The organism is Flavobacterium ichthyis, assembly GCF_009915155.1.
Taxonomy (GTDB): domain Bacteria; phylum Bacteroidota; class Bacteroidia; order Flavobacteriales; family Flavobacteriaceae; genus Flavobacterium; species Flavobacterium ichthyis.
In genome coordinates this window covers 143917-165629 of the sequence record NZ_JAABLM010000002.1, presented here as the reverse complement: position 1 = coordinate 165629, position 21713 = coordinate 143917, and the positions used below count along the sequence as shown (strand labels likewise).

The 21713-nt window shown below is 33.1% G+C and carries 28 protein-coding genes; 6 read left to right on the top strand and 22 right to left on the bottom strand.

Annotation, left to right across the window (positions count from 1 at the left end):
- Positions 1–139 precede the first annotated feature (139 nt).
- Complete coding sequence (locus GV828_RS02470) at positions 140–868, bottom strand: tetratricopeptide repeat protein (protein WP_166535882.1); 729 nt, start codon at positions 866–868, stop codon at positions 140–142.
- Between the two features lie 204 nt (positions 869–1072).
- On the opposite strand from GV828_RS02470, the gene GV828_RS02465 reads away from it, so the two are divergent.
- Positions 1073–1429 (top strand): hypothetical protein, encoded by a 357-nt coding sequence (locus tag GV828_RS02465; RefSeq protein WP_166535881.1) that lies wholly within the window; start codon positions 1073–1075, stop codon positions 1427–1429.
- 124 nt (positions 1430–1553) lie between these two features.
- Here the strand turns inward: GV828_RS02465 and GV828_RS02460 are convergent, their stop codons facing one another.
- The 21 genes from GV828_RS02460 to GV828_RS02360 form a co-directional block, all read right to left on the bottom strand.
- Positions 1554–1706 (bottom strand): hypothetical protein, encoded by a 153-nt coding sequence (locus GV828_RS02460; protein ID WP_166535880.1) that lies wholly within the window; start codon positions 1704–1706, stop codon positions 1554–1556.
- 22 nt (positions 1707–1728) lie between these two features.
- On the bottom strand, positions 1729–2106 hold the full coding sequence (locus GV828_RS02455) for a hypothetical protein (protein ID WP_166535879.1): 378 nt from the start codon (positions 2104–2106) through the stop codon (positions 1729–1731).
- A gap of 3 nt (positions 2107–2109) precedes the next feature.
- Positions 2110–2913 carry a phospholipase D-like domain-containing protein gene (locus GV828_RS02450; protein WP_166535878.1) on the bottom strand — a complete coding sequence of 268 codons (804 nt, stop codon included), beginning with the start codon at positions 2911–2913 and terminating at the stop codon, positions 2110–2112.
- A gap of 80 nt (positions 2914–2993) precedes the next feature.
- Positions 2994–3323, bottom strand: coding sequence for a hypothetical protein (locus GV828_RS02445; RefSeq protein WP_208103127.1), 330 nt, complete (start codon positions 3321–3323; stop codon positions 2994–2996).
- Complete coding sequence (locus GV828_RS02440; protein WP_166535876.1) at positions 3304–3966, bottom strand: dual OB domain-containing protein; 663 nt, start codon at positions 3964–3966, stop codon at positions 3304–3306. The genes GV828_RS02445 and GV828_RS02440 overlap by 20 nt, the downstream gene beginning before the upstream one ends.
- Positions 3963–4469, bottom strand: coding sequence for a DUF488 domain-containing protein (locus tag GV828_RS02435; protein ID WP_208103126.1), 507 nt, complete (start codon positions 4467–4469; stop codon positions 3963–3965). Before GV828_RS02435 ends, GV828_RS02440 begins: the two co-directional genes overlap by 4 nt.
- A complete protein-coding gene (locus GV828_RS02430) occupies positions 4441–4992 on the bottom strand; it encodes a DUF488 domain-containing protein (RefSeq protein WP_166535875.1) in 552 nt (183 codons plus the stop codon). The genes GV828_RS02435 and GV828_RS02430 overlap by 29 nt, the downstream gene beginning before the upstream one ends.
- Before the next feature lie 179 nt (positions 4993–5171).
- Positions 5172–5783: a hypothetical protein gene (locus GV828_RS02425; protein ID WP_166535874.1), complete on the bottom strand. Its 612-nt coding sequence runs from the start codon at positions 5781–5783 to the stop codon at positions 5172–5174.
- A 162-nt stretch (positions 5784–5945) separates the two neighbouring features.
- A complete protein-coding gene (locus tag GV828_RS02420) occupies positions 5946–6668 on the bottom strand; it encodes a DUF6994 family protein (RefSeq protein ID WP_166535873.1) in 723 nt (240 codons plus the stop codon).
- A gap of 18 nt (positions 6669–6686) precedes the next feature.
- Positions 6687–7052 carry a hypothetical protein gene (locus GV828_RS02415; protein WP_166535872.1) on the bottom strand — a complete coding sequence of 122 codons (366 nt, stop codon included), beginning with the start codon at positions 7050–7052 and terminating at the stop codon, positions 6687–6689.
- 198 nt (positions 7053–7250) lie between these two features.
- A complete protein-coding gene (locus tag GV828_RS02410; protein WP_166535871.1) occupies positions 7251–7889 on the bottom strand; it encodes a hypothetical protein in 639 nt (212 codons plus the stop codon).
- A gap of 189 nt (positions 7890–8078) precedes the next feature.
- A complete protein-coding gene (locus GV828_RS02405) occupies positions 8079–8984 on the bottom strand; it encodes an S-4TM family putative pore-forming effector (RefSeq protein ID WP_166535870.1) in 906 nt (301 codons plus the stop codon).
- Complete coding sequence (locus tag GV828_RS02400) at positions 8977–9960, bottom strand: SMODS domain-containing nucleotidyltransferase (protein ID WP_166535869.1); 984 nt, start codon at positions 9958–9960, stop codon at positions 8977–8979. The genes GV828_RS02405 and GV828_RS02400 overlap by 8 nt, the downstream gene beginning before the upstream one ends.
- A 175-nt stretch (positions 9961–10135) precedes the next feature.
- On the bottom strand, positions 10136–10492 hold the full coding sequence (locus GV828_RS02395; RefSeq protein ID WP_166535868.1) for a hypothetical protein: 357 nt from the start codon (positions 10490–10492) through the stop codon (positions 10136–10138).
- Complete coding sequence (locus GV828_RS02390; RefSeq protein WP_235935400.1) at positions 10493–11068, bottom strand: Panacea domain-containing protein; 576 nt, start codon at positions 11066–11068, stop codon at positions 10493–10495.
- Between the two features lie 185 nt (positions 11069–11253).
- Positions 11254–12336 carry a protein kinase domain-containing protein gene (locus GV828_RS02385; RefSeq protein WP_166535867.1) on the bottom strand — a complete coding sequence of 361 codons (1083 nt, stop codon included), beginning with the start codon at positions 12334–12336 and terminating at the stop codon, positions 11254–11256.
- On the bottom strand, positions 12333–12743 hold the full coding sequence (locus tag GV828_RS02380; protein ID WP_166535866.1) for a DUF3010 family protein: 411 nt from the start codon (positions 12741–12743) through the stop codon (positions 12333–12335). The genes GV828_RS02385 and GV828_RS02380 overlap by 4 nt, the downstream gene beginning before the upstream one ends.
- A gap of 153 nt (positions 12744–12896) precedes the next feature.
- Positions 12897–13613, bottom strand: coding sequence for a hypothetical protein (locus tag GV828_RS02375; protein ID WP_147405266.1), 717 nt, complete (start codon positions 13611–13613; stop codon positions 12897–12899).
- Between the two features lie 144 nt (positions 13614–13757).
- Positions 13758–14156, bottom strand: coding sequence for a tyrosine-type recombinase/integrase (locus GV828_RS02370; protein ID WP_317163805.1), 399 nt, complete (start codon positions 14154–14156; stop codon positions 13758–13760).
- A 17-nt stretch (positions 14157–14173) separates the two neighbouring features.
- Positions 14174–14557 (bottom strand): tyrosine-type recombinase/integrase, encoded by a 384-nt coding sequence (locus GV828_RS02365; protein ID WP_166535865.1) that lies wholly within the window; start codon positions 14555–14557, stop codon positions 14174–14176.
- 360 nt (positions 14558–14917) lie between these two features.
- Entirely contained in the window at positions 14918–15598 is a 681-nt protein-coding gene (locus GV828_RS02360; protein ID WP_166535864.1) for a Crp/Fnr family transcriptional regulator, read from the bottom strand.
- Between the two features lie 105 nt (positions 15599–15703).
- On the opposite strand from GV828_RS02360, the gene GV828_RS02355 reads away from it, so the two are divergent.
- The 5 genes from GV828_RS02355 to GV828_RS02335 all read left to right on the top strand — a co-directional run bounded on the left by GV828_RS02355 (position 15704) and on the right by GV828_RS02335 (position 21711).
- On the top strand, positions 15704–18088 hold the full coding sequence (locus GV828_RS02355) for a heavy metal translocating P-type ATPase (RefSeq protein WP_166535863.1): 2385 nt from the start codon (positions 15704–15706) through the stop codon (positions 18086–18088).
- A gap of 84 nt (positions 18089–18172) precedes the next feature.
- Complete coding sequence (ccoS, locus tag GV828_RS02350) at positions 18173–18361, top strand: cbb3-type cytochrome oxidase assembly protein CcoS (protein ID WP_166535862.1); 189 nt, start codon at positions 18173–18175, stop codon at positions 18359–18361.
- 6 nt (positions 18362–18367) lie between these two features.
- Entirely contained in the window at positions 18368–20563 is a 2196-nt protein-coding gene (gene ccoN, locus GV828_RS02345) for a cytochrome-c oxidase, cbb3-type subunit I (protein ID WP_166535861.1), read from the top strand.
- Between the two features lie 5 nt (positions 20564–20568).
- Positions 20569–20781, top strand: coding sequence for a CcoQ/FixQ family Cbb3-type cytochrome c oxidase assembly chaperone (locus tag GV828_RS02340; protein WP_166535860.1), 213 nt, complete (start codon positions 20569–20571; stop codon positions 20779–20781).
- A 9-nt stretch (positions 20782–20790) separates the two neighbouring features.
- The gene (locus GV828_RS02335) at positions 20791–21711 is read left to right on the top strand and encodes a cbb3-type cytochrome c oxidase N-terminal domain-containing protein (RefSeq protein ID WP_166535859.1); all 921 of its coding nucleotides are present in this window, start codon (positions 20791–20793) and stop codon (positions 21709–21711) included.
- Positions 21712–21713: the final 2 nt, after the last annotated feature.

The window sequence follows — 21713 nt, the reverse complement described above, 5'->3', positions numbered from 1 at the left end:
TAACGTTTCGCGGCTATCAGTCTGTAGCGAAGCCAACGAACTGCGTACTGTCTGCTAAGATAATAGTTTTGCGTGAAAAAAGAAGAACAACTTAAGAAAAACCAGCTATAGCTGATAACCGCTGTTGTGCGATCGTTGCTTAATGTTTGCTATTCAAAATGTCTGTGGCTTTTTGCAATCCCAATTTTTCGGCTTTTCTCAAAGCTTTCTCACCAAGTTCAATTTGATTGTCATGAAGATATGAAACACCTAATTGAAAAAGGATTTCACCACTATCTGGTTTATGATTTAGAATATGTAAAAAATCAGCGATTGCTCCTTTATAATCTTTCAAAACTCCTCTTGTTCTACCACGAAAATCATACGCTCCTAAAATTGTTGGTTGCATTTCTATACATTTTGTGAAATCAAAAAAAGCCGCCGAATAATTTTTTGCTTTAAATCTGGATTCTCCTCTGTAAACATACAAAGGATAATCATCAGGTTTAATTTCTATTGCTTTACTAAAGTAATTATCTGCTTCAACATATTTTTGCATTTCAAAATAGCAAGTTGCTAACGTTGCATAATGAGTAGACGAATCTGGGTCTAACTTAATAAGTTTTTCTGCTATTGGAATTGCTGAAGTGTATCTTTTTAAAGCGATTAAACAAAGTGCTTTATGAACATTCGCTTCTATAGAATTTGGTTCAAATTCTAATGCTTGCGAGAAATCTAAAATAGCTCCTTCAAAGTCTTTGTTTTGTAATGCAATTTCGGCTCTTTTGAAAGCAGAATCAAAAGTAGTTGCATAAGTGAATTTTCTAAAATCATTATATTCCATAAAATGTTCTATTTTAATCAGGTCGTCGTTTGCAATGTCGCACAACGTTTTGTGGCTTTGCTTAGTGGCGAGGATTAAGCACTACCGTTAATAAATTTTTACTGTTTTTTAGTTTCTCGCCGAAACTTTTCTGATAAATCCTTGGCTTCGCCATTGAGCAAAACCACTGTTGTACCTTCGTTGTTTTTTTCATACTTCCGCTTGTCAAATTTAGTTTATTTTAGTACTTTCGGCAAAAACTTATTTATTATGTTAGAAAATATAAACTTTACTTTAGTTTCAAGAGCAGATTCTCCACAAGGTCAAGCTACAAATAAAGAACAATTACACACATCTAAATATGATTTTGGAAGTGAACCACATCCAAACGGAAGTTTAATCTCTGTACAATCTGTTTTAACTGATGAAACTAATAATAGTTATGAAAGACAAGAACAGATTATTTTACATTTTGAACAAACTACATATATAGAATTTGATAATGATTTTTTAGCAAAGTTCATTCAATTTTCTATTAAGAAACATAGTTATGATTTAGGTTTAGCTGAAGATAAAGTTCAATTACCTTCCGTTGAATCTATTCTGTCTTTTGTGGAGAACAGTTAGGCATTTCATAATTTAGTTCTTCTTTTGGTGTTGTGTTCTCTCCAACTTCAAATGTCGGCTTTTTTAAGTTCCAAGTAAATACTGCTTGGAATTTTTCATTTTCACTCATTAGTGTTTTAGTTTTTTAGTAACGATATACCATTGTTTTATACGGATTTTTGGTTACAATGAGGTACAACGTTTTTGGCGCTTGGCGCAGTGGTGGATTTCGGAACAGAAAACTGTCAATACACCACAAAAGTTGATGCGAGGTAGAATGTTCAATTAACCACTTCATCCGCCATTGAGCCAAACGCCTGTTACCAGCTGGCATTTCTTACGGTCATTATTCCCTTTTCAGTCAACGAAATTTCAAACATAACACTTGAAACTTGTCCATCAGATTCTAATTCTGTAAATGCTCGGTCTAAATATTTCATTTCGATACCATCTAAATCAAAAAGTTGGTCGTATTTAGTTGCCCGATTCACACCAATTCTGTGTCTATCGCTTCGATAAAGTTTAACAAGGATTTTCTTTTTGATTTCTTCTAAGATTGGAATAACTTCATCAGAAGGAACTTCATAATTAAAGTTCGATTCTAAAAACGAATCAATCGCTGAATAAATTTCCTGTTCGTGAATGCTTTTGTTTTTAGAGATTGAATCTACTTTTTCTTTAATCTTTTGTAAGTCCATTATTTATGTTTTTAAGGTTATGAATACTGATGCAAATTTTTCGGCAAGTTCCCTACTTATGTCAATAGAAATTGTCTCTTTATTCCAGCGAGCTTTATTTGTCCAGTTGTAAGAGCCGTGAATAATTGTCTTAAGGTCTATTACACAAAATTTATGATGCATTATGTTTTGATACTTTCCAGTTGGATTTACACGGTATGTCTCAAAATGTTCTTCGTAAGGTAAACCGTAGTTTTTGTTTATGTCGTCATTAATTACGATAATTTGAATATTAAGACCTTCTTGTTTTTTGGCAATTAAAAGGTCAAATAACGTCTTGTCTGTAAACCAAGCAACCGCAATCCAAATAGAAAATTTGGCAGTTTTAATTTGTTCGATTATTTGGTTTTGTATGTCTTCAAAGTGAATTTCAACTTCAATTTCGTCTGGAAGGTTCGCCCCAATAACTCGATATCGTCCATCAATATTTTCAAGTCGAAAACCGTCTTGTTGAATTAACGGATTAATTTTTTCAACTGCTTTTTCAATATTTTTCTTAGTATCAATTGCAAAGTGTCTTGGATCAAAAACTATTTCTAAAAGATTTTTCATTTCTTTCGTTCCGTTTATCTCACCTAATTTTTCAACAACATAAGCATTTCGACTTAAACCTTTAGGCATTCCACCGTCCCCCCACTTATATACGTCTTTGAAGCCAACCTTATTAAATAACTTTAAAATATTTGGTCCAGTAAGTCCAGGAGTCAAGCCATTGTCGCCCGAAATAAATTCCTTTATACTTTCAATTGTCAAGTCTGATAATTTCATTGTTGGTGTCTTCTGTTATGCTTGCTGGTAACGGTTTGCAGCTTGGCGAGGTTGCGAGCTTCGGAACCGATTATTTTCCATCAAAGATAAAATTTCTTGCGAAATGTAAACGTGAATTTACTGCAAAATTCGCAATCTTGCCAAACGCCTGTTATGCGGTCGTTTCCTGATTCCGAAAAAGTTTTTGCAAACCGAAAAGTGTCTTGCCACATGTGAACGATCTGAGTCATTTCCGCAGGAAATGGCGTATAACGTTTTGGCGCTTGGCGCAGTGGCGGATTTCGGAGCAGAAAACTGTCAATACACCATAAAAGTTGATGCGAGGCAGAATTTTCAATTAACCACTTCACCCGCCATTGAGCCAAACGCCTGTTAGGGTGTGTTTTTCTTCTAAAATGGTAAGTCGTCATCTTCATTGGAACTTTCTCCCAAGTCGTACCAGCCTGAAAGTTGAAGCCAACATTTAGGTTGCTCTCCTTCATTAAAAGCTTTCCATCTTGCAAGCGAAACTCTTAGTAAAGTTCCAGCAGGTATAACGTCAACAGGTTCTTCTGTTCCTTTAAATTTCAAACTACGCCAACCATTTGTTGAGGGATATTGATACCTAATTCCTTGATAGTCTTTTCGCTTTAAATCTTTGTCGCTTATCCAAAAACCAACACTATGGTTTGGAATACCTCCATTTTTATCAATATAACCACTTCCACTTTGAGTCCATTGAATAAATTTATCAAAAAGTTCATCAGGGTGACCACTCCATATTGGAATGTTTCGCTTTTCAATAAAATCTTTGATTGTTATACCATCCTTTAAATTTCCTTTGCGAACTCTATTTCTAACTAAAATATCTTCAACGTGAGGTGGTGTATTATTAGGTCTCTCTTCAAATTCTATTTCCCAAGCCTGTTTTGGTTCTAAGTCAGTGTTTTCTGGTTGATTATTACCATTTTCATCCATTAATCTAACATACCTACCGCTTAGTGTTAAACCACCAACGCAAACTTGATTATTATTCATTTTTGTCTTTGACAAAATTAAAACGATGTCTTTCATAGGTGCGTAATTTTATATCCGAGTTTTTCCAATTTGTCCGTCACTATTGACCTATGACAAGCTTCCGGATTTTCCTCAACGCAAAATAAAACCACTCTATTTGCACCTACTTCATCTAACTTGTCTATGAATGAATCAAAATCAAATTTGCTTAAAATTCTGTCTTTATATGCGATTGTAAAAACCTGTCCCAATTTGTTACGGTCACGCTTTAATTCGCCTTTTTGTTCATCTGCTTCTTTTTGGAGGTCTCTTATTTCACTTGTTGGGGCAAGGTCTATAACGTGTCCGTATTTAATATCAAGTTCATTCAATTTCTGTTGAAGTCTATTACTGTTAACAAAAGCATATTGCGAACCTCTAACACCTCTTCGCTGTCTAATGTCACAAAATGTGTCAATATTGTTGTCTGTGAGTTTCTTAAAGTATTCTTGTTCAGTTGAGTTATAGACTCCTATTGTAAAAAATTCCATTTTAATATGATTTTCGTGATGTGAAGTCAATTTCGTTACCAAAAAGGTCAACCGTTCCCTTTCCTTTGGTTAGTTCTGCCATAACCATTTCTTGTGTTTTAACTAACTTGTCAGAAACTATATGTTTTAAGGATATTTTCTTTTTAAGCAATTCTTGACCAATTAGTTTACTTCTGTGACATTCTTCTGGCTTTGATTCGCTACACATAATTGCAAGCTTAATATGTTTTTCATTTGCAGTTGTCAATCTTTCAAGTCCTTCTTTGAAAAAGTCTTTTTCTTTGATAAGGTCATAAACGACTTTTCCATTATAGTCATAACAGCTTCTGTCTTCAGGAAGACCTCCTAAGGTGTCTCCAACAAAAACATATTTAATACCATTTTCTTCAAGTTTGAACTTTAATTCATTTTGATTGAATTGTGGATTCCACTTTGAAAACGGTTTCGACCGAATGTCAAGGAGAAATTGTACTTCAAAAGTTTTGAGTTCTTTGATGAAGTCCTCAATCTTTTTGTTTCCGTGTCCTATTGAATATATTGTCGTCTCGTTCATAGTTCAAATTTACGATTTTTTGTCGGTCTGTTCTAAAATGCACCCTAACGTTTTGCCGCTTGGCGAGGTTGCGAATTTCGTAACCGTATATTTTCCGTTAAAGATAATATTTCTTGCGAAACGTAAACGTGAATTTACAACAAAATTCGCAATCTTGCCAAACGGCTGTTACCAGCAGTTTATATCATCCAACTGTTTATAAATAAAAATTCATCAACTTCTCCTTTTAATAATCCAAAAGTGAAATAATGTAATGGATTAATAAAATATAAAAAATCTCGAATAATTTCTTTTGTTTGTGGATTTTCTATTATTTCATAACTAGAATAATAAGTTAAAAAGTCTTTGTCATAATGAGCTGATGATTTGTTTCTAACTTTCGCCATTACATTATCATAATCGTATGTGATTTTAAATTCTGCAAGTTCTCTGTTAAGCATATCAAAGAAGTTTTTATAAATTTCTTTCTCTTCCTTTGTAACAGTTTTATAAACTTCTCCTTTATATTTATGATAGGTATTAATTGTTTCGTAAATGAATAAATAAGCAATTTTTATGTTGTAAAATTTTTCCCAATCTGATTTCGCTCTTTTGAGATTTCTATAAGTACAAAGCAAATCAATATAACTTGAGGTTACAAAAGAAAAAAACTCAATTTGCATTTTTTTATTGTCTGATATTTCAGCATTTATTTCACTAGAAATCTCTCTACTTTTTAGCAATCTTGCGCTAAATTCTAGTTCTTCTTGAAAGTAGTTAATTCTTTCATCAATTTCTTTGAAATTCATCATATACGGCTGATTTTCTATGATTTGCGGTTAAATTGCTGGTAACGGTTTGCAGCTACCCGAAGGTGGCGATTTAGAAACACTTCACTGTCAACCAAGCACAAGCTTTGATAGAAGCACAAAACTTGATTTAACCACTGAGACGCCACTTTTGGGTAGGTGCTGTTAGTGGCTGGCATTCTGTTCTGTCGTCTGTTTGTTGGCATAGTTGTCAATTCGTTTATTTCGTGCATTTATGAAGTCTGTTACATTTTTCTTATAAACTAAATATTCGTCAACGCTTGTAAATGTCGGCTTTGTTTTAAAGTTGTCAAACGGCAAGTAAAATCGAATATTTTCACTTTCGTCAACAAGGTCGTTCAGTAAAAAGAAGTCAATGTAACCTTTAAAGTTCACGAACAAGTTAAAGAAGTTTTCATATCTTAGTAATGTATCGTAAAGTGGGCTTTGTTGTCCTTCATAAAAAAGTCTGATACACTCCAAAGTCAAGTCAAATCTGTCGTCAATTAAGCTGTTTACTCCACGAGCTTGATTGATTGTAAACTTGTTATCTATTTTATTTTTCGGAAAAAGCGTATAAGCACCAATTGTCGAACCAATGTCAAAGAGTTCGTTTACTTCGTTTGAAATTTGTTTTATCAACCATTGTTTTCTCGTCTGATTTCTGTACGAGTGAGTTATAGCATCACTTCCTAAATTGAATTCTCCAAGTTCCGATTTGTGATATAAATACGCTCCGCTTTTTTTGTTGTCCAATTCCAATGTTTTTCCGTTTGGCAATGGTTTACTCCATAATATTTTATGATATGAGCGAAGTGTTGGACTTGTTCTGTCTGGGTCGCCACCATTTGCGTCCGTGTAAACGTTAAAAGTTGTGTCAATTAGCATTTGTACTTAAAATTGGTTTTACTTTTTAATGTCAGAATGTAAAAGAGTAAGCGTTGCAAGTAAAGCTGTCAAAAAAGAGTTGAACCAAAACTCCCAATTACTAAAATTCAAAATTGTCAGAAGAGCAGTTACGAAAGAAGTGAAATATAAGGTTAATATAATAGGGTGTGTTCGTCTAAGTAAAACTCGAATTTGTTTAGTTAAAAAAGTTCTTTGAACCATTTTATTTTCTGCTCTTCGTTGTTGTCTTGCTAAATACCTTTCATTATTTAATGAGTTTGGAAATATTCTAACTCCGCAGTCAATTATTTTGTTTGAACTGTTGTCTATAATTGCCCATCCAATCGAGTTTGTTCCAAGGTCAAGTCCTAAAATTTTGCTCATATTTTTTATGTCTTTTCTATGTTACGTTGTCGTGTGTTATGCTTGCCACTAACGGTTCGGGGCTTTGCGATGGTGGGGCAATCGAAGCAAAAATCTTCAATTTTGCACAAAAGTTGAACCGAAGAACTACCGTTGAACTTTGCAGTTTCGCCCCACTATTGCAAAACCCTTGTTAGCGGTAGTACATTTTTGTTGGGTTTAACGCTTTACTTTCGGAAAAACTTGTTCAAATTCGTTTTGTCCGTTTGCTTTGAGTTGTTTACTAAGTATTGTTGGTTCGTCATTTTCGTCGTAGTCAAATCGGAAAGTTCTTGTTGGAAGAATATTTTTAGAACTGCCCCAATATCCTTCTCTGATTATTTGCTCAATTCTTCCTTGTTTGTCGTAACTATAAATGTCTTCCATAAAGTTTTTATCTGAATGGTAAGACAATATTTTTGTTAGTCTGTTGTTGTCAAAAATTGAAATATAAATTTGATTTAGTTCAGGTTTCTTAATGCTACCGCCATACTGTAGGACAATGTTATTATTGTTCTCATCTTTTATTTGGTAAAAACAGGCATTCAACCAGTTTTCTTCAAGTTGGGTTGAGAAAAATAAAGTTTCTTTTACAAACCTATTTTCCATTTTGCCTTTCAAATCTTTAGGTACTCTTTTATACAAAGTTGCCTTTCCAATTTGGTTCATTTCCGAAAAGTATGGATGAAATTCTAAAAGAAAGTTACTATATATGATAGTGTAATCTTGGATTTCATTAATAGATTTCAAATGTTGTTGAAACTTGTCTTTATGAAATTTGAAAGTATCCTTTGTGAATTTTTCGCTTGTTTCAGTCATAGTTTTTTATACTTATTTTCTTTTTTGTGGTTTGTCGGTTTGTATTACCGCTAACGTTTCGGGGCTTGCCGAAGGCGGGGATTTTTAACACAAAAGTTTTATAGAATTACTAATCTTGAACCTTGCAAAAGTCTTCAATCGAAGAACTTCAGCCCCGCTTTTGGCAAACCCTTGTTATCGGCAGTATTTTTATTGCATTTCTTCAATTTTTGTCTTTACTGAATAATTCATTTGGTCTTCTAATTTTGTCCATAGAATACTATATATAAAATCTGGAATTAAAGGGCTTAAAATTCTATTTTGATAAATTCTATCTTGTATTCTTCTAAGTTCATCTTCATCAATAGTATCATTAATGGATATAGATTTTAAATTATCTTCAATGATTTCTCTTAACTTTTGAAGATTATCGACTGATTCCAAGCTAGTGTTATATTCTTTATATGTAAAAGTGAAAATCGGAATTGATGGTAATATTACCTCTATCATAAACTTCATTAATGAAAATTCATTTGATAAGGCTAATCCCAGAAGTATTAGAAATGTTAGTATTGATAAAAATATTAGAAGATGATTATATTTCTTTTTTATATTTTGGTCATAACAGATATTCATTCTTTGACAGAAAAGTATGGCAACATTTGTAGGAATTATTTGAATTTCTTTAGAATACCAATTTGTTACTTTTGTTATCTTATTAGGATTATTTCTATCTTTCCTAGAATATTTTCTAATTACATCTGCATCAACAAATGTAGTGTTTAATAATTCATTTGTTTTTAACGGAAAGATTGTTGTGTCAAAATCTTCTTGAATAGAAGCAGCTGTTTTTTTGCATCTATCGATATAAATTTCAAAAATTTTTTCTAATAATATAGCAATAACAGTAAATAAAACAAAAATCCAGTGTTTCTCATTAATTTCGATCTTAGAGAAATTAGTAATAAATGAAATAATAATTGGAATTATGATAGTTAATACGATTAAAAAGTAATTAACTTTTTTTGCATTAGTATATAGTCTTCTTTGTGCAAGAAGTCTGTCTATATTTATATCAATATTTTGTTTTTCAAATATTTTTTTTCCTCTATCCATATGTTGGGAATTTTGTTCCAAATATTTCACGCCATTTATTAATAGCTTTTTCTTGATTTTTTTCAGAGGTTTCTGCCGAAATAGCTTCCTTAGCTTTTTCATAAGCCCAATTTGCTTTTTCTGAGATTGATTTCTTCTGTTCAAATGACAGATTATTTAAATTCCCTTGGATTCCTTTTGGATCATTAACATCGTAATAGATGTAAGTTTTCAAGTAATCAAAAAAATCTCTAATATTAAAATCAATCCATTGTTGCAATTCACTTTTTGAATTTACAAAATTGATAATTAATTGTTCAAATAAATATGAACCGATAGTGCAAGATGAATTGTGTCTATTCCAATATTTTAATGTTCTAACTAATTGTAAAACTTGTCCATTATAATTTTGATTTGTAGAAGAAATTAAATCATGGTCGATTCTTGGGTCAGTTGCTTTCCAATTTCCATTTCCATCTGGAATTAAGTATAAATTAGTATCGGTGTAAAAGCAAGGAACTATATCGAAAACCCACTCATAACTTTGAAGACTTAAGGTTGCTGCTTCACCTCTTGAATGAAGTTCAGCAGAGTTGTATTGTTCAATTTTTGAGAGTGAATTTTTTACTTTATTAACAACTTTTCTTGAATTTAGCACATCGTTATCTGATAATTTTTTCAGTCTATCTCCAGCATTAAGAGTATGTATATAATACACGCTTCCAGATTGAAGATAAGTTGCTCCATTAGCAGTTAAGCAGAACATTATATCAATATCGTCAAGTTCTCTAATTTTAGTTTTCCTTGCAAAGGAACCAAATTTAATATGCTTATCTTGATATTTAAACGGGAAATCTAAATCCTCTTTAGAATCTAATGTGTTTAATTGTCCCCATAGCCAATCACGGCTAGAAATAGCTTTAGTTGTCCTGTCAGGATTTAAATTTACAGAATCACGATTAAATTCATTAAATGCAGAATCTACTGTTTGTGCCATAGTTTTTAGAATATTGCCGATAACGTTTTGTGGCTTTGCGAGGTGCGGAACTCGAATTGCCGATTGTTAATATTTATCACTGTACTCCGCAAGTACAAAATCTCCATTAAATTATTCCTTTAGTCCGCATCTTGCAAAACCGCTGTTACAGGATGTTGTTATTTGTCGATATTGTTTATTCGGATTTTTCTTTATCTTTTCCGCCTGGAAATAAGTCTTTAAGTATGATATATACCAATCCTAAAACTTGTATCGTAGTAGTAGTCAAAAGGGTCACTAATACTGTGTCGCTTAAATTATAATGGTTACAATTATTACCGACTAAAATCAGAATAACAGATACTAACCAAAATATTATAACAATAGTAAAAACCTTTGCTAAATTATCTCTTAAAATTGTATTTCCACGGTATCTTTCTTCTTCAGGTGAAATATCTTTGTTCCACGATTTCACATCAGAAACCGCTTCGTCAATATCCGCATCTCTGAAGTTATCAGGAATCGTATCAGGTAATCTATTTAAATCAATCACTTACGAAGCAGATTTTAGTTTCGGAGTATAGTGTCTAATTATCAAATCGTCTGGAATTTCTGAATTACAATCTCTGCAATAAACTTCTCTCCAAGGAGTATTTTCTGCGTGTGTCATAGCACTCAACTCTACACCGTTATATTTTCCATATAGACTCCAAATCTTGTCTAAAAATTCAGCATCTTCATTTATAATAACTTCTTCTTTATCGTTAGGCAAAGGTTTTTCAACTTCTATAGTGCCTTCGCTCTTTATCACTTTATATAAAGAAGGGAATACAGGACCGTATTTCCAAGCTTGAGCTTTCTCAGTTGTTAATGGATTTTCTTTCCCTTTTAATGTGATATACCAAGCGTAAGAAATGTAAACTAGTTTTATTAATTTCATTGAAGTCAACTTACCAAATTTGGCTTTTTCTTGTATGAAGTAATTTGCTATTGTTGTTGGACTATAACTCATAATACTGTTATTATCTTGTTTTGATATGTAAACAACTTTTGTTTTAGTTATTTCTTCTTTCCGCAAAGTTACTAAAAATAAGATAATTAATAAAACTGCTATAATTAAATATTCCATTTTCTTCTGTTTGTTCTTTTAACGCACAGATTGTCATACAATATCCTGTAACGATTTGCAGCTTGGCGAAGTGGCGGATTTAGAATCACAAATGTTCAGTTTTATACAAAAGTTCAATCGAAGAACTGCTGTTGAAATTAGTACTAAACCCGCCATTTTGCCAAACTGCTGTTATATGCCGTTTTTTATTCTAGTTCTTTGAGTAATTCTTTCAATGTTCCTTGTGATTTTTTTCTCCAATTAATTCCGTCCTTTGAATGTTGTATCAAAAATCCACCTTTATCTTTGAATATTTTGTATTTAGTTTTGGATTTGGGACAAATCGCATTTATCACATCACTTTCAAGCCACCATCTCTTCGCTGTCTTTTGATAATCAAACAAGGCTTTCATAAATTCGGATGTAGACTGAAATCTCTTAGTTTGGTCAATAGCTGTTGCTTTTTTAATAATAGTCTTCAATCGAGCATTAATAAATGGTGGCAATGAATCGAAATTTAGAAGTTTACCCTTTATTATAAGATTGTTTAAAGTAAACCTCAAAAAATCAAACCTCTCTCCATCAGTTGAAAAAGAATAATACTTCTTAAGTTCTCTTGTTGTTAACCATTCGTGAGGTGTTTTCATTGGAAATTTGCCACCCAAAACTTGATATAAAATAATTCCTACTTGATAAATGTCAGATGTCTTAAAATATTTGTTATCCAATAGTGCTTCACAAGGTCTGTAGAGAAATGAGTAAGTTGAAGCAGCGACATAATCTTGATTATTAGGCAACTTTCGTATGGTTCCAAAGTCAGCGAGATAAGTTTTTACCCCGTCTTTCAAGTCAACTAAAATATTGCCCGTTTTTAAGTCCCTATGAACAAGTGAATTTCCATTCTTATGAAGTTCAGTTAGTGCTTTGAGAATGTTTGTAACGATTTCTATCCCAATCGTAGTGTCAACAATATAATTATCAATAATATTTTGCAAATCTCCACCGCTCATTTCAGGTGTCAAATAGAATGAGATTTCATCATCAATCATTCTTGCATCTAAAATTGGTAATATATTATCGTGTGTTATTGTAAGTAAAAGTTTTGCTTCCTCGTGTCCAGAACCATCTTTTACATTATAAAACTTTAGAGCAACTCTATCTCCCAATATATTTCGCTTACCAAAATATAACTCGCCAAAACCACCTTTGTTTGAATATCTGTCAATCAAAAAGTCTTCTTGCTCTGATAGGAATTTCTTAATCCTTGGGTCTACAGCTGAATCATTCATTTCTTAAGAAGGCTATTTGATAGTTTTGCTGCCTTTTCTTGATAATTGTGAGAAATAGCAACATCAAAAGTATTTTTTTTGTAAAAGGCAGTTAATCCTTGTGGTGAAACAAATTCAATATTCTTTTTAGTATAACATTGAATTAAAGCCTCAATTTTAAAAGAAATGGAAGATGATGCATAAGGACCTTTGCCTTGTCTAGAAAGAATTGCAATTCTATCAGGATTTATAGAATCAAAATGGCTAAAAACAATAGATTGAAAATTCTGTATTTCCGAATTGTCTTTATCATCATTTAATTTCAATTGCTTAAAATTATTTGTGATGTTTTTTTTGTCAGTTCCAACTTCCTCCAAAGCAAAAAATATTGCTCTGTCGTTGTCAATTTCTATTCCTATTGCTTTCATTTATGGTAGGTGTTCGTTTAAAATGGCATATAACGGTTTGGCGCTTTGCGAAGGCGGGGATTTTCAGCACTAAACTTCATTAAATGCACAAAGCTTGAATTTAGCACTTCACTGTCATAGAAGCACAAAACCCCCGCTTTTGCAAAACGGCTGTTAGTGGCTGGCATTATCTTCATTTTGTCTTTTCGTTTCTAGTTGAATATAAAGTCCCATCCCATTAATTGCAAATTCTGGATATTCTTTCAAGTCAACATTTGGCAAGTATTCTCCAAAATATTTTTTGTCCGTTAAATGAAATTTTTCAATGCTATAACGCTTAATCTTCTTGTCTAGTGGGCTTACAAAGTTGTCAAGTTGTTTATTCACTTTTGATTTTAAAAGAAAGTCATTAAGTTTCTCGTAGCTAATGTTTTTCCTTCCGAATTGTTTTTCATATTCTGTTGAAAGCTCTTTCACTAAATCAAAATAATAAATTGGGTCTCTAAAATATAGTGAATTGAGTTTTGTCAAGTAGAAGTCTTCCTTAATTTGAGGTAAACATTCGTTTATTCTTGTCAATGCTGTTGTAAATATTATTGGTTTTTTATGATGTATGCTCAAATGTAGAGTGCTGTCTTTTTCATATTGTCTTGCGTTTACTGAAAAATCCAAAGTGTCATTACCTACAAGCCAATAATAAGAATACGATTTTGATAAAAATCCTACTTCATAAGATTTGTTTAAGTCGTTTTTATGTTTCACAATGATAGTGTCAGTCTTGTCGTTAGTTACGGTAGTCTGATTATTTGATTTTGTCTCTTGATTACAAGATATGAAACCAAGTGTCAATGAAAGTATCAATGTCAGATTTGTAAATATTGCTTTCTTCATTTCTGTCTGTTTATTTTGGTCGGTCATATGCTTGCCACTAACTCATTGATAAGTCTGATATAATCATCCCTATACAACTATTTCATGCTGTATAGGTCTGTCTAATGCCAAACTGTTTTACAATGGTAAATATATTAATAAAAATTATAAATCGTCAAATGGACTCTTAATTCTTTGAATACTTTTTGTACTCACATGAGTATATATTTCTGTTGTTTTACTACTACTATGTCCCAACAGCTCTTGAATATATCGAAGATCAGTCCCATTTTCCAGTAAATGGGTGGCATAACTATGACGTAACCAATGTAATGTAACAGGTTTCTTAATACTTGCTTTGTGCAATGCTTGTTTTAAAACACTTTGTAAACTCTTTTCTGAATATGGTTCTCCTTCAAATTGCCCCTCAAATAACCAATACTTCGGTTTACAATCTGCATAATACCTTCGTAATAACAATAAAATTTTTGGACTCAAAGGCACAATTCTATCCTTTTTCCCCTTCGAATTTTTCAGCAAAACAATGTTTCTTTTTGAGTCAATATCGCTCAGTTTTAAATTTAATAATTCTCCCCGACGTAAGCCACACTATAAATCATCGAAAGCATCGCCTTGTGTTTTATGTTTCGATGTGCTTCTAAAATAGCTTTTATTTCCTCTTTACTTAAAACATTTGGCAAAACTTTACTGCGTTTCGGGCGATGTACTTTTTCTAAATCAATAGACTTTTCCTCTACAATATTAAAGTACAACTTCAACGCATTTACAATCTGGTTTTGGTACGAAGCCGATAAATTATTCTTTAATACATACGAATTATTGTACACCACTACATCTTCATTCGTTATTTCACTAACAGATTTTTCGCCAAAATAATTTAAAAACAAGCGTAAAGCCTCGCAGTAAACCTTAACGGTATTCTCGCTATATCTCTTAGATTGCATCCAAAACCGAAGTTTTTCCACTTCATTAATCGTTGAAAGTAGAGTAGGGTGAGTTTTCGATTCTTCAAGTTTAAACCGAAATCTGTTTTCAAACGAGTTCGGCAAGTGCCAAATTTTCTTCGTTTGGCTCTATTTCGCCCCATCAATTCGCTTAATTCTTTTGATCAAATCAGCATTTTTCTCAAAAATCACCGCAATTCTAATCTCGTTTTTATGGCTTATAAATTTCGCTTCCCAAATCATAAATAAAATTATAAGTTATTGAAAATAACAAAAATAACATTTTTAATAATCCGAAAAATAATTTCGCTTTCGCAAAAAATACTCAAATTGCCCAAATCAAAATTATTAACCCAGAAATCAATCAACCAACTTTTTCAGCTGCGAAAAATCTTTAATCATAATTTTTTTACCCGAAAGTTCAATCACATTATTCTTGTTAAGATCTGAAAGTAACCGGATACAGCTTTCCGTTGCCGTACCAATCATACTGGCAATTTCCTCCCGAGAAAGCTGAATTTTTAAAGAACCATCTAAATTTATACCAAATTGTGCGTGTAATTGTAATAAAGTTTCTGCCAAACGAGATTTTACAGGCTTTTGCGCCATGTTTACTAAATGATCGTCCGCGTCCTTCAAGTCACCACAAATGGACTTCACCACATTCATTGAGAATTTCGAATTTTGGTTAAACATACCCATAATTTCATTTTTCGGAATAAAACAAACCTGCATATCTTCTAAAGCTACGGCCGAAAGATTTACCGGTTCATCACTAATCATTGACCGTTGTCCTAAAAGTTCGCCTTTTGAAACTAACTTAACAATTTGGTCTTTTCCATTTGAACTTAATTTTGATAGTTTGCAAACACCATCTTTCACACAAAAAATGCCATTGACCATTTCGCCTTCCTCAAAAAGAGCTTCACCTTTTTTAATAGTGTACGAAGTTTTACAACCTGCAATTTTTAAAAGCTCATCCTTGTTTAAAGCTTTTAAAGAGCTGAATTCCCGAACGATGCATTGTTCACATTTACTCACGAAATCAAAATTTTAGTGGTACAAATTTATGAAAAACGATGACATTTATCATGTTTTCTGGCAATAATAAGCCAAAACTTTGCATCAGGTAAAAATGAGCAAATTATGGACACATATAATTGTTTCCATTGCGGTTTAGGTATTCAAAAAAATCAAGAAATTTTGTTCCACGAACGAAATTTTTGCTGTGTAGGTTGTAAAACGGTTTACGAAATTTTTTCGGTAAATGATCTTACAGCTTACTATGATTTTGCAAAAAACCCGGGTGCCATTCCGCAAAATGTACAAGGAAAATTCAACTTTTTAGACAATGAAAAAATCGTTGCAAAACTACTTGATTTTCAAGAAAATGAAACGTGCGTGGTTTCACTTTACATTCCACATATACATTGTAGTTCGTGTATTTGGATTCTGGAAAATTTACACAAGCTTCAAGAAGGAATAAATACATCAGAAGCTAATTTTCCGGAGAAAAAAGTGCGGATTATTTTCAATCCCGAGAAAATTTCGCTTAAAAATATTGTAATACTTTTAGCTTCAATTGGTTACGAACCTTACATTAGTTTAGAAAATTATAATTCGGTTAAACCAAAGTCAGACAGAAGTTTGCTCTATAAAGTTGGCGTGGCATTTTTTTGTTTTGGCAATGTCATGTTGCTTTCTTTCCCAGAATATTTTGAAGTAAACGAGTATTGGATCAACCATTACAAAGATTTTTTTCGCTGGTTGATATTCACACTTTCTCTGCCGTCATTTTTATATTCGGCAAGTGGTTATTACATTTCGGCATATAATAGCTTGAGAACGCAAATTTTTAATATTGATATTCCCATCGCACTTGGAATCATCGTCATGTTCGTAAGAAGTACAGTAGATATTGTCTTCGATTACGGTCAAGGATTTTTTGATAGTTTGACGGCACTAGTTTTTTTCATGCTTTTAGGGAGGTTGTTCCAAAATAAAACATACGATTTTTTAAGTTTTGAAAGAGATTTTAGATCCTATTTTCCCATTGCCGTTACCAAAATTAATCCTGATAAATCCGAAGTTTCAACGCCAGTTTACGAAGTAAAAAAAGGGGATAGGTTACTCATCAGAAACCAAGAACTGATTCCGGCAGACGGAATTTTAATGAGCCAAAATACGCAAATTGACTACAGTTTCGTAACAGGAGAAGCCGTGCCAATTTATAAAAATTCTGGAGATAAAATTTTTGCAGGAGGAAAACATTTGGGCAACACCATCGAAATGGAGGTTTTAAATTCTGTTTCTCAAAGTTACCTCACACAACTTTGGAGTAATGAGGCTTTCGCCAAAAAAAACCGGGAGAACTTTAAAACGATAACCGACAAAATAAGTTACTATTTTACACCTATTTTGCTCATCTTTTCCATAGTTTGTTTCACTTACTGGATTTTTATTGATGCAAATATAGCGTTCAACGTTTTTACCGCAATTCTCATCGTAGCTTGTCCATGTGCTTTGGCTTTAACGGCTCCGTTCACGCTTGGAAACGTTTTGCGTATCATCGGTAGAAAAAAATTATACCTTAAAAATGCTACCGTTATCGAGCAACTTTCAAAAGTGGATACTTTGGTTTTTGACAAAACGGGAACCATTACCACCAACCAAAAAACAAAAATCAACTACGAAGGAATTTCCTTTTCTGCGGACCAAAAAGCAATGCTCAAAAACTTGCTTCGTGGTTCTAATCATCCACTCTCAAGACAATTATATGATTTTTTACCAGATTCAGATAAAATTGAAATTAACGATTTTGAAGAAATCACCGGCAAAGGAATTCAAGGTTTTACAGAAGGTTACCAAATAAAGTTAGGTTCGGCAAATTTTGTGGGTTTCACCGAAGTTTCAGCTTTGCGGCAAACCAATGTCCACATCAGTATCAATGAGCAATATTTCGGCAAATTTATTTTTGAAAATCATTATCGGGATGGCTTGAATTTGCTATTTAAAAATTTGAATAACAACTACAAAATCATCATTCTTTCTGGTGATAATGACGGCGAACGTGAAATCCTCGAAACTTTATTGCCAAAAAACACACACTTAGTTTTCAATCAAAAACCTGAAGAAAAGATGGAATTTATCAAAAATCTTCAGCTTCAGGGAAAAAATGTCATGATGATTGGCGACGGCTTGAATGATGCTGGCGCTTTGGTTCAAAGTAACGTGGGAATTTCAGTGTCAGAAAATATAAATGTTTTTTCACCCGCTTGTGATGGAATTTTAGATGCATCGGTGTTTAAAAAATTGCACCAATATTTAACATTATCGAAAAATGCCGTGAAAGTGATAAAAATGAGTTTTGCACTATCGATTATCTACAATATCGTGGGACTTTCATTTGCAGCATTAGGTAAATTATCACCTTTAATTGCTGCGATAATTATGCCATTAAGTACGGTTACAATTGTAAGTTTTACAACGCTCATGAGTAATTTGTACGCAAGTAAAATTTTTAAAAAATAATAAAAGAGAAAATTAAATCCAGATGACAATTATCATGTTTTTTAGAAAAACCCGATGGTAATTTTGTTAAATAAATTATAAGGTATGAGTGTTATTTATGTGCTAATTTCTATTAGCATCATCGTTGCCGCTATTTTTCTAACCGCTTTTGTCAGAGCCGTAAAAAAAGGGCAATATGACGATGATTATACACCATCGGTTAGAATGCTCTTCGATGATGAACTCAAAAATGAATCCAAACCAAAACAATCTAAAATCAAAACAGAAAACTAATTTTTTATGGAAATGCAACAATTTTATTACGATAACAAAATTGTAAAAAAATTCCTATATGCTTCAATAGTTTTTGGAGCGGTAGGAATGCTTGTGGGTCTTTTAGTAGCCTCCATGTATCTTTTTCCCAACATCACTGATGGAATTTCGTGGTTGAGTTACGGCCGTTTAAGACCTTTACATACTAATGCAGTAATTTTTGCATTTGTTGGAAACGCCATTTTTGCCGGAGTTTATTATTCGATGCAACGTTTGCTAAAAACCAGGATGTATAGCGATTTATTGAGCAATATTAATTTCTGGGGATGGCAAATTATCATTGTAGCAGCGGCTATTTCTTTGCCCTTAGGTTACACCAGCTCTAAAGAATATGCCGAACTCGAATGGCCAATTGATATTGCTATAGCCATTATTTGGGTTGTTTTTGGTATTAATATGATTGGAACTATTTTACGACGTCGAGAACGCCACATGTATGTTGCCATTTGGTTTTACTTAGCAACCTTTGTAACGGTTGCGGTTTTGCATATTTTTAATTCACTTTCATTACCTGTAAATGCTTTAAAAAGTTATTCGGTTTATGCTGGTGTTCAAGATGCTTTGGTGCAATGGTGGTATGGTCATAACGCAGTAGCATTTTTCTTGACCACGCCATTTCTAGGATTAATGTATTATTTTGTTCCAAAAGCTGCTAACCGTCCGGTTTATTCGTACCGATTGTCAATCATACATTTTTGGTCCTTGATCTTCATTTACATTTGGGCTGGACCACATCATTTATTGTATTCTTCTTTACCGGATTGGGCTCAAAATTTAGGCGTTGTTTTTTCAATTATGTTGATTGCACCATCTTGGGGAGGAATGATCAATGGTTTGCTAACATTGAGAGGTGTTTGGGACAAAGTGCGAACAGAACCTGTTTTAAAATTTTTCGTAGTTGCCATTACAGGTTATGGTATGGCTACTTTTGAAGGTCCAATGCTTTCTTTAAAAAATGTAAACGCCATTGCCCATTTTACGGATTGGATTGTGGCTCACGTTCACGTTGGAGCTTTGGCTTGGAACGGTTTTTTGACTTTCGGGATGATTTATTGGTTGATTCCAAGAATGACTAAATCAAAATTACATTCAACTAAACTAGCAAACTTCCACTTTTGGATTGGAACTTTAGGAATCGCCTTGTATGCTTTGCCAATGTATGTTGCCGGATTTGCACAAGCGTCAATGTGGAAACAATTTAATCCTGATGGTTCTCTAGTTTACGGAAATTTCCTTGAAACTTTAACCGAGATGATGCCAATGTACTGGATGAGAGCCATTGGTGGAACACTTTATATTATTGGACTTTGTGTGTTGATTTACAACATTGTGCTAACCGTTAAAAAAGGAAAAGCCATTGAAGATGAATTAGCTGAAGCACCAGCTTTGCAAAAAATTTCTGCCAAAAGATTAAAAGGAGAAAAATTTCATCCTTGGTTAGAAAGAAAACCAGTTCAGTTAACCGTTTTGGCAACCATAGCTATTTTAATTGGAGGAATAATTCAAATTGTTCCCACTTTGATGGTAAAATCAAACATTCCTACAATTGCAGCTGTAAAACCATACACGCCATTAGAACTTGAAGGTCGTGATATCTATATCCGCGAAGGTTGCGTGGGTTGTCATACACAAATGATTCGTCCGTTTAGAAGTGAAGTAGAACGTTATGGCGAATATTCAAAATCTGGCGAATATGTTTATGACCATCCGTTTTTATGGGGTTCAAAACGAACAGGTCCGGATTTAATGAGAATTGGAGGCAAATATTCTGATAATTGGCATTTTAACCACATGTGGGATCCGCAAAGTACATCGGCAGGTTCGGTGATGCCTGGTTATAAATGGCTTTTTGACAATGAACCAATGGATTATTCTGAAACTCAGAAAAAAATGCAAGTCATGGTAAAACTCGGGGTTCCTTATACGGATGAAGAAATTGCCAATGCCCAAAAATCGATTGCTGAACAAGCCGAAAAAATTGAGAAAAACTTACATGCAGATCCGGATTTTGTAAAAAGCTACGAAGCCAGTCGCAAAAAAGCAGAAGCCAAAGGAGAAGCATTTGTTCCAATGCGAAACCGCGAAATCATTCCTTTAATTGCCTATTTACAACGAATGGGAACTGATATTAAAGTAAAAGAAAATGTGCAACCAAAACCATAATCAAAATGCTGAAGTTTATCAAACATAACATGGAAACCATCTCCGGAATTGAAGTTTTTCCTATCATTTCTTTATTGATTTTTTTCTTCTTCTTTTTAGGATTATACACTTGGGTTTTTACTTACAAAAAAGAAAAAATAAATGAACTAAGTCAGTTGCCACTTCTTGACGAAACCGAACAAGATGCTATAACAAGTTCAAAATTAGCTTCAAAATAAATTTTTGCCATGAAAAAAAACATTCCTATATACGTTAGAGTTCCGGTAATTTTCGCCATAGTTTTTGGCGCAATGGAATTTTTTATTGATTCAGGTGATCGTCCTGCTTTTGTAAAATATCCAATGGTCGCCTTGTTTTTGGCAGTATTTTTATTTCTGTTGATAGCCATAGAAATGGTGGTTTCTGCCGTTGATAATGTCACTTATCATTTGCTTACTGACGAACAGAAAAAACAATTGGAAGAAGCCAAAAGTTTTAATTTAAGCGAAAATAAAGCGTTTTTAAAAGTTAAAAGCTGGTTTGTAAAAACAAGACCATTGGAACTCGAAAACGAAATTTTGTTGCATCACGATTATGATGGCATTCAAGAACTCGATAACGATTTACCGCCTTGGTGGAAAAATCTTTTTTATGCATGTATCATTTTTGGAGTCATTTATATGGCAAAATACCACATTTTTGGCTCGCCAAGTCAAAGCGAAGAATTCCAGGTGGAAATGGCTGAAGCCAAATTAGCGGTGGAAGAATACAAGAAAAATGCAAAAGATTTAATCGATGCCGAATCGGTTACATTGCTTACAGATGCCTCTGAAATTGCCGCCGGAAAAAAAGTTTTCGAAACGAACTGTGTGGCTTGTCATCGTCCGGATGGAGGAGGATCAATTGGGCCAAATCTTACCGATGAACATTGGATTTTAGGCGGGGGAATTAAAAATATTTTTCATACCATTTCTGAAGGTGGAAGAGATGGAAAAGGAATGGTGGCTTGGAAAGGAACACTTAAACCTTCAGAAATTCAGCAAGTTGCCAGTTATGTAATTTCTTTGAAAGGTACAAATCCTACCGATGCAAAAGCGCCTGAAGGGGATTTATACATAGAAGAAAACGCCGAAAAACCTGCTGAAAAAACAGTGGCTTTGGTAAAATAATT

Coding starts and splice junctions, on each gene's coding strand:
- GV828_RS02465 (WP_166535881.1), top strand. CDS start 1,073: ATGTTAGAAAATATAAACTTTACTTTAGTTTCAAGAGCAGATTCTCCA.
- GV828_RS02460 (WP_166535880.1), bottom strand. CDS start 1,706: ATGAAGTGGTTAATTGAACATTCTACCTCGCATCAACTTTTGTGGTGT.
- GV828_RS02455 (WP_166535879.1), bottom strand. CDS start 2,106: ATGGACTTACAAAAGATTAAAGAAAAAGTAGATTCAATCTCTAAAAAC.
- GV828_RS02450 (WP_166535878.1), bottom strand. CDS start 2,913: ATGAAATTATCAGACTTGACAATTGAAAGTATAAAGGAATTTATTTCG.
- GV828_RS02445 (WP_208103127.1), bottom strand. CDS start 3,323: ATGACGACTTACCATTTTAGAAGAAAAACACACCCTAACAGGCGTTTG.
- GV828_RS02440 (WP_166535876.1), bottom strand. CDS start 3,966: ATGAAAGACATCGTTTTAATTTTGTCAAAGACAAAAATGAATAATAAT.
- GV828_RS02430 (WP_166535875.1), bottom strand. CDS start 4,992: ATGAACGAGACGACAATATATTCAATAGGACACGGAAACAAAAAGATT.
- GV828_RS02425 (WP_166535874.1), bottom strand. CDS start 5,783: ATGATGAATTTCAAAGAAATTGATGAAAGAATTAACTACTTTCAAGAA.
- GV828_RS02420 (WP_166535873.1), bottom strand. CDS start 6,668: ATGCTAATTGACACAACTTTTAACGTTTACACGGACGCAAATGGTGGC.
- GV828_RS02415 (WP_166535872.1), bottom strand. CDS start 7,052: ATGAGCAAAATTTTAGGACTTGACCTTGGAACAAACTCGATTGGATGG.
- GV828_RS02410 (WP_166535871.1), bottom strand. CDS start 7,889: ATGACTGAAACAAGCGAAAAATTCACAAAGGATACTTTCAAATTTCAT.
- GV828_RS02405 (WP_166535870.1), bottom strand. CDS start 8,984: ATGGATAGAGGAAAAAAAATATTTGAAAAACAAAATATTGATATAAAT.
- GV828_RS02400 (WP_166535869.1), bottom strand. CDS start 9,960: ATGGCACAAACAGTAGATTCTGCATTTAATGAATTTAATCGTGATTCT.
- GV828_RS02390 (WP_235935400.1), bottom strand. CDS start 11,068: ATGGAATATTTAATTATAGCAGTTTTATTAATTATCTTATTTTTAGTA.
- GV828_RS02385 (WP_166535867.1), bottom strand. CDS start 12,336: ATGAATGATTCAGCTGTAGACCCAAGGATTAAGAAATTCCTATCAGAG.
- GV828_RS02380 (WP_166535866.1), bottom strand. CDS start 12,743: ATGAAAGCAATAGGAATAGAAATTGACAACGACAGAGCAATATTTTTT.
- GV828_RS02375 (WP_147405266.1), bottom strand. CDS start 13,613: ATGAAGAAAGCAATATTTACAAATCTGACATTGATACTTTCATTGACA.
- GV828_RS02365 (WP_166535865.1), bottom strand. CDS start 14,557: ATGCAATCTAAGAGATATAGCGAGAATACCGTTAAGGTTTACTGCGAG.
- GV828_RS02355 (WP_166535863.1), top strand. CDS start 15,704: ATGGACACATATAATTGTTTCCATTGCGGTTTAGGTATTCAAAAAAAT.
- ccoS (WP_166535862.1), top strand. CDS start 18,173: ATGAGTGTTATTTATGTGCTAATTTCTATTAGCATCATCGTTGCCGCT.
- ccoN (WP_166535861.1), top strand. CDS start 18,368: ATGGAAATGCAACAATTTTATTACGATAACAAAATTGTAAAAAAATTC.
- GV828_RS02340 (WP_166535860.1), top strand. CDS start 20,569: ATGCTGAAGTTTATCAAACATAACATGGAAACCATCTCCGGAATTGAA.
- GV828_RS02335 (WP_166535859.1), top strand. CDS start 20,791: ATGAAAAAAAACATTCCTATATACGTTAGAGTTCCGGTAATTTTCGCC.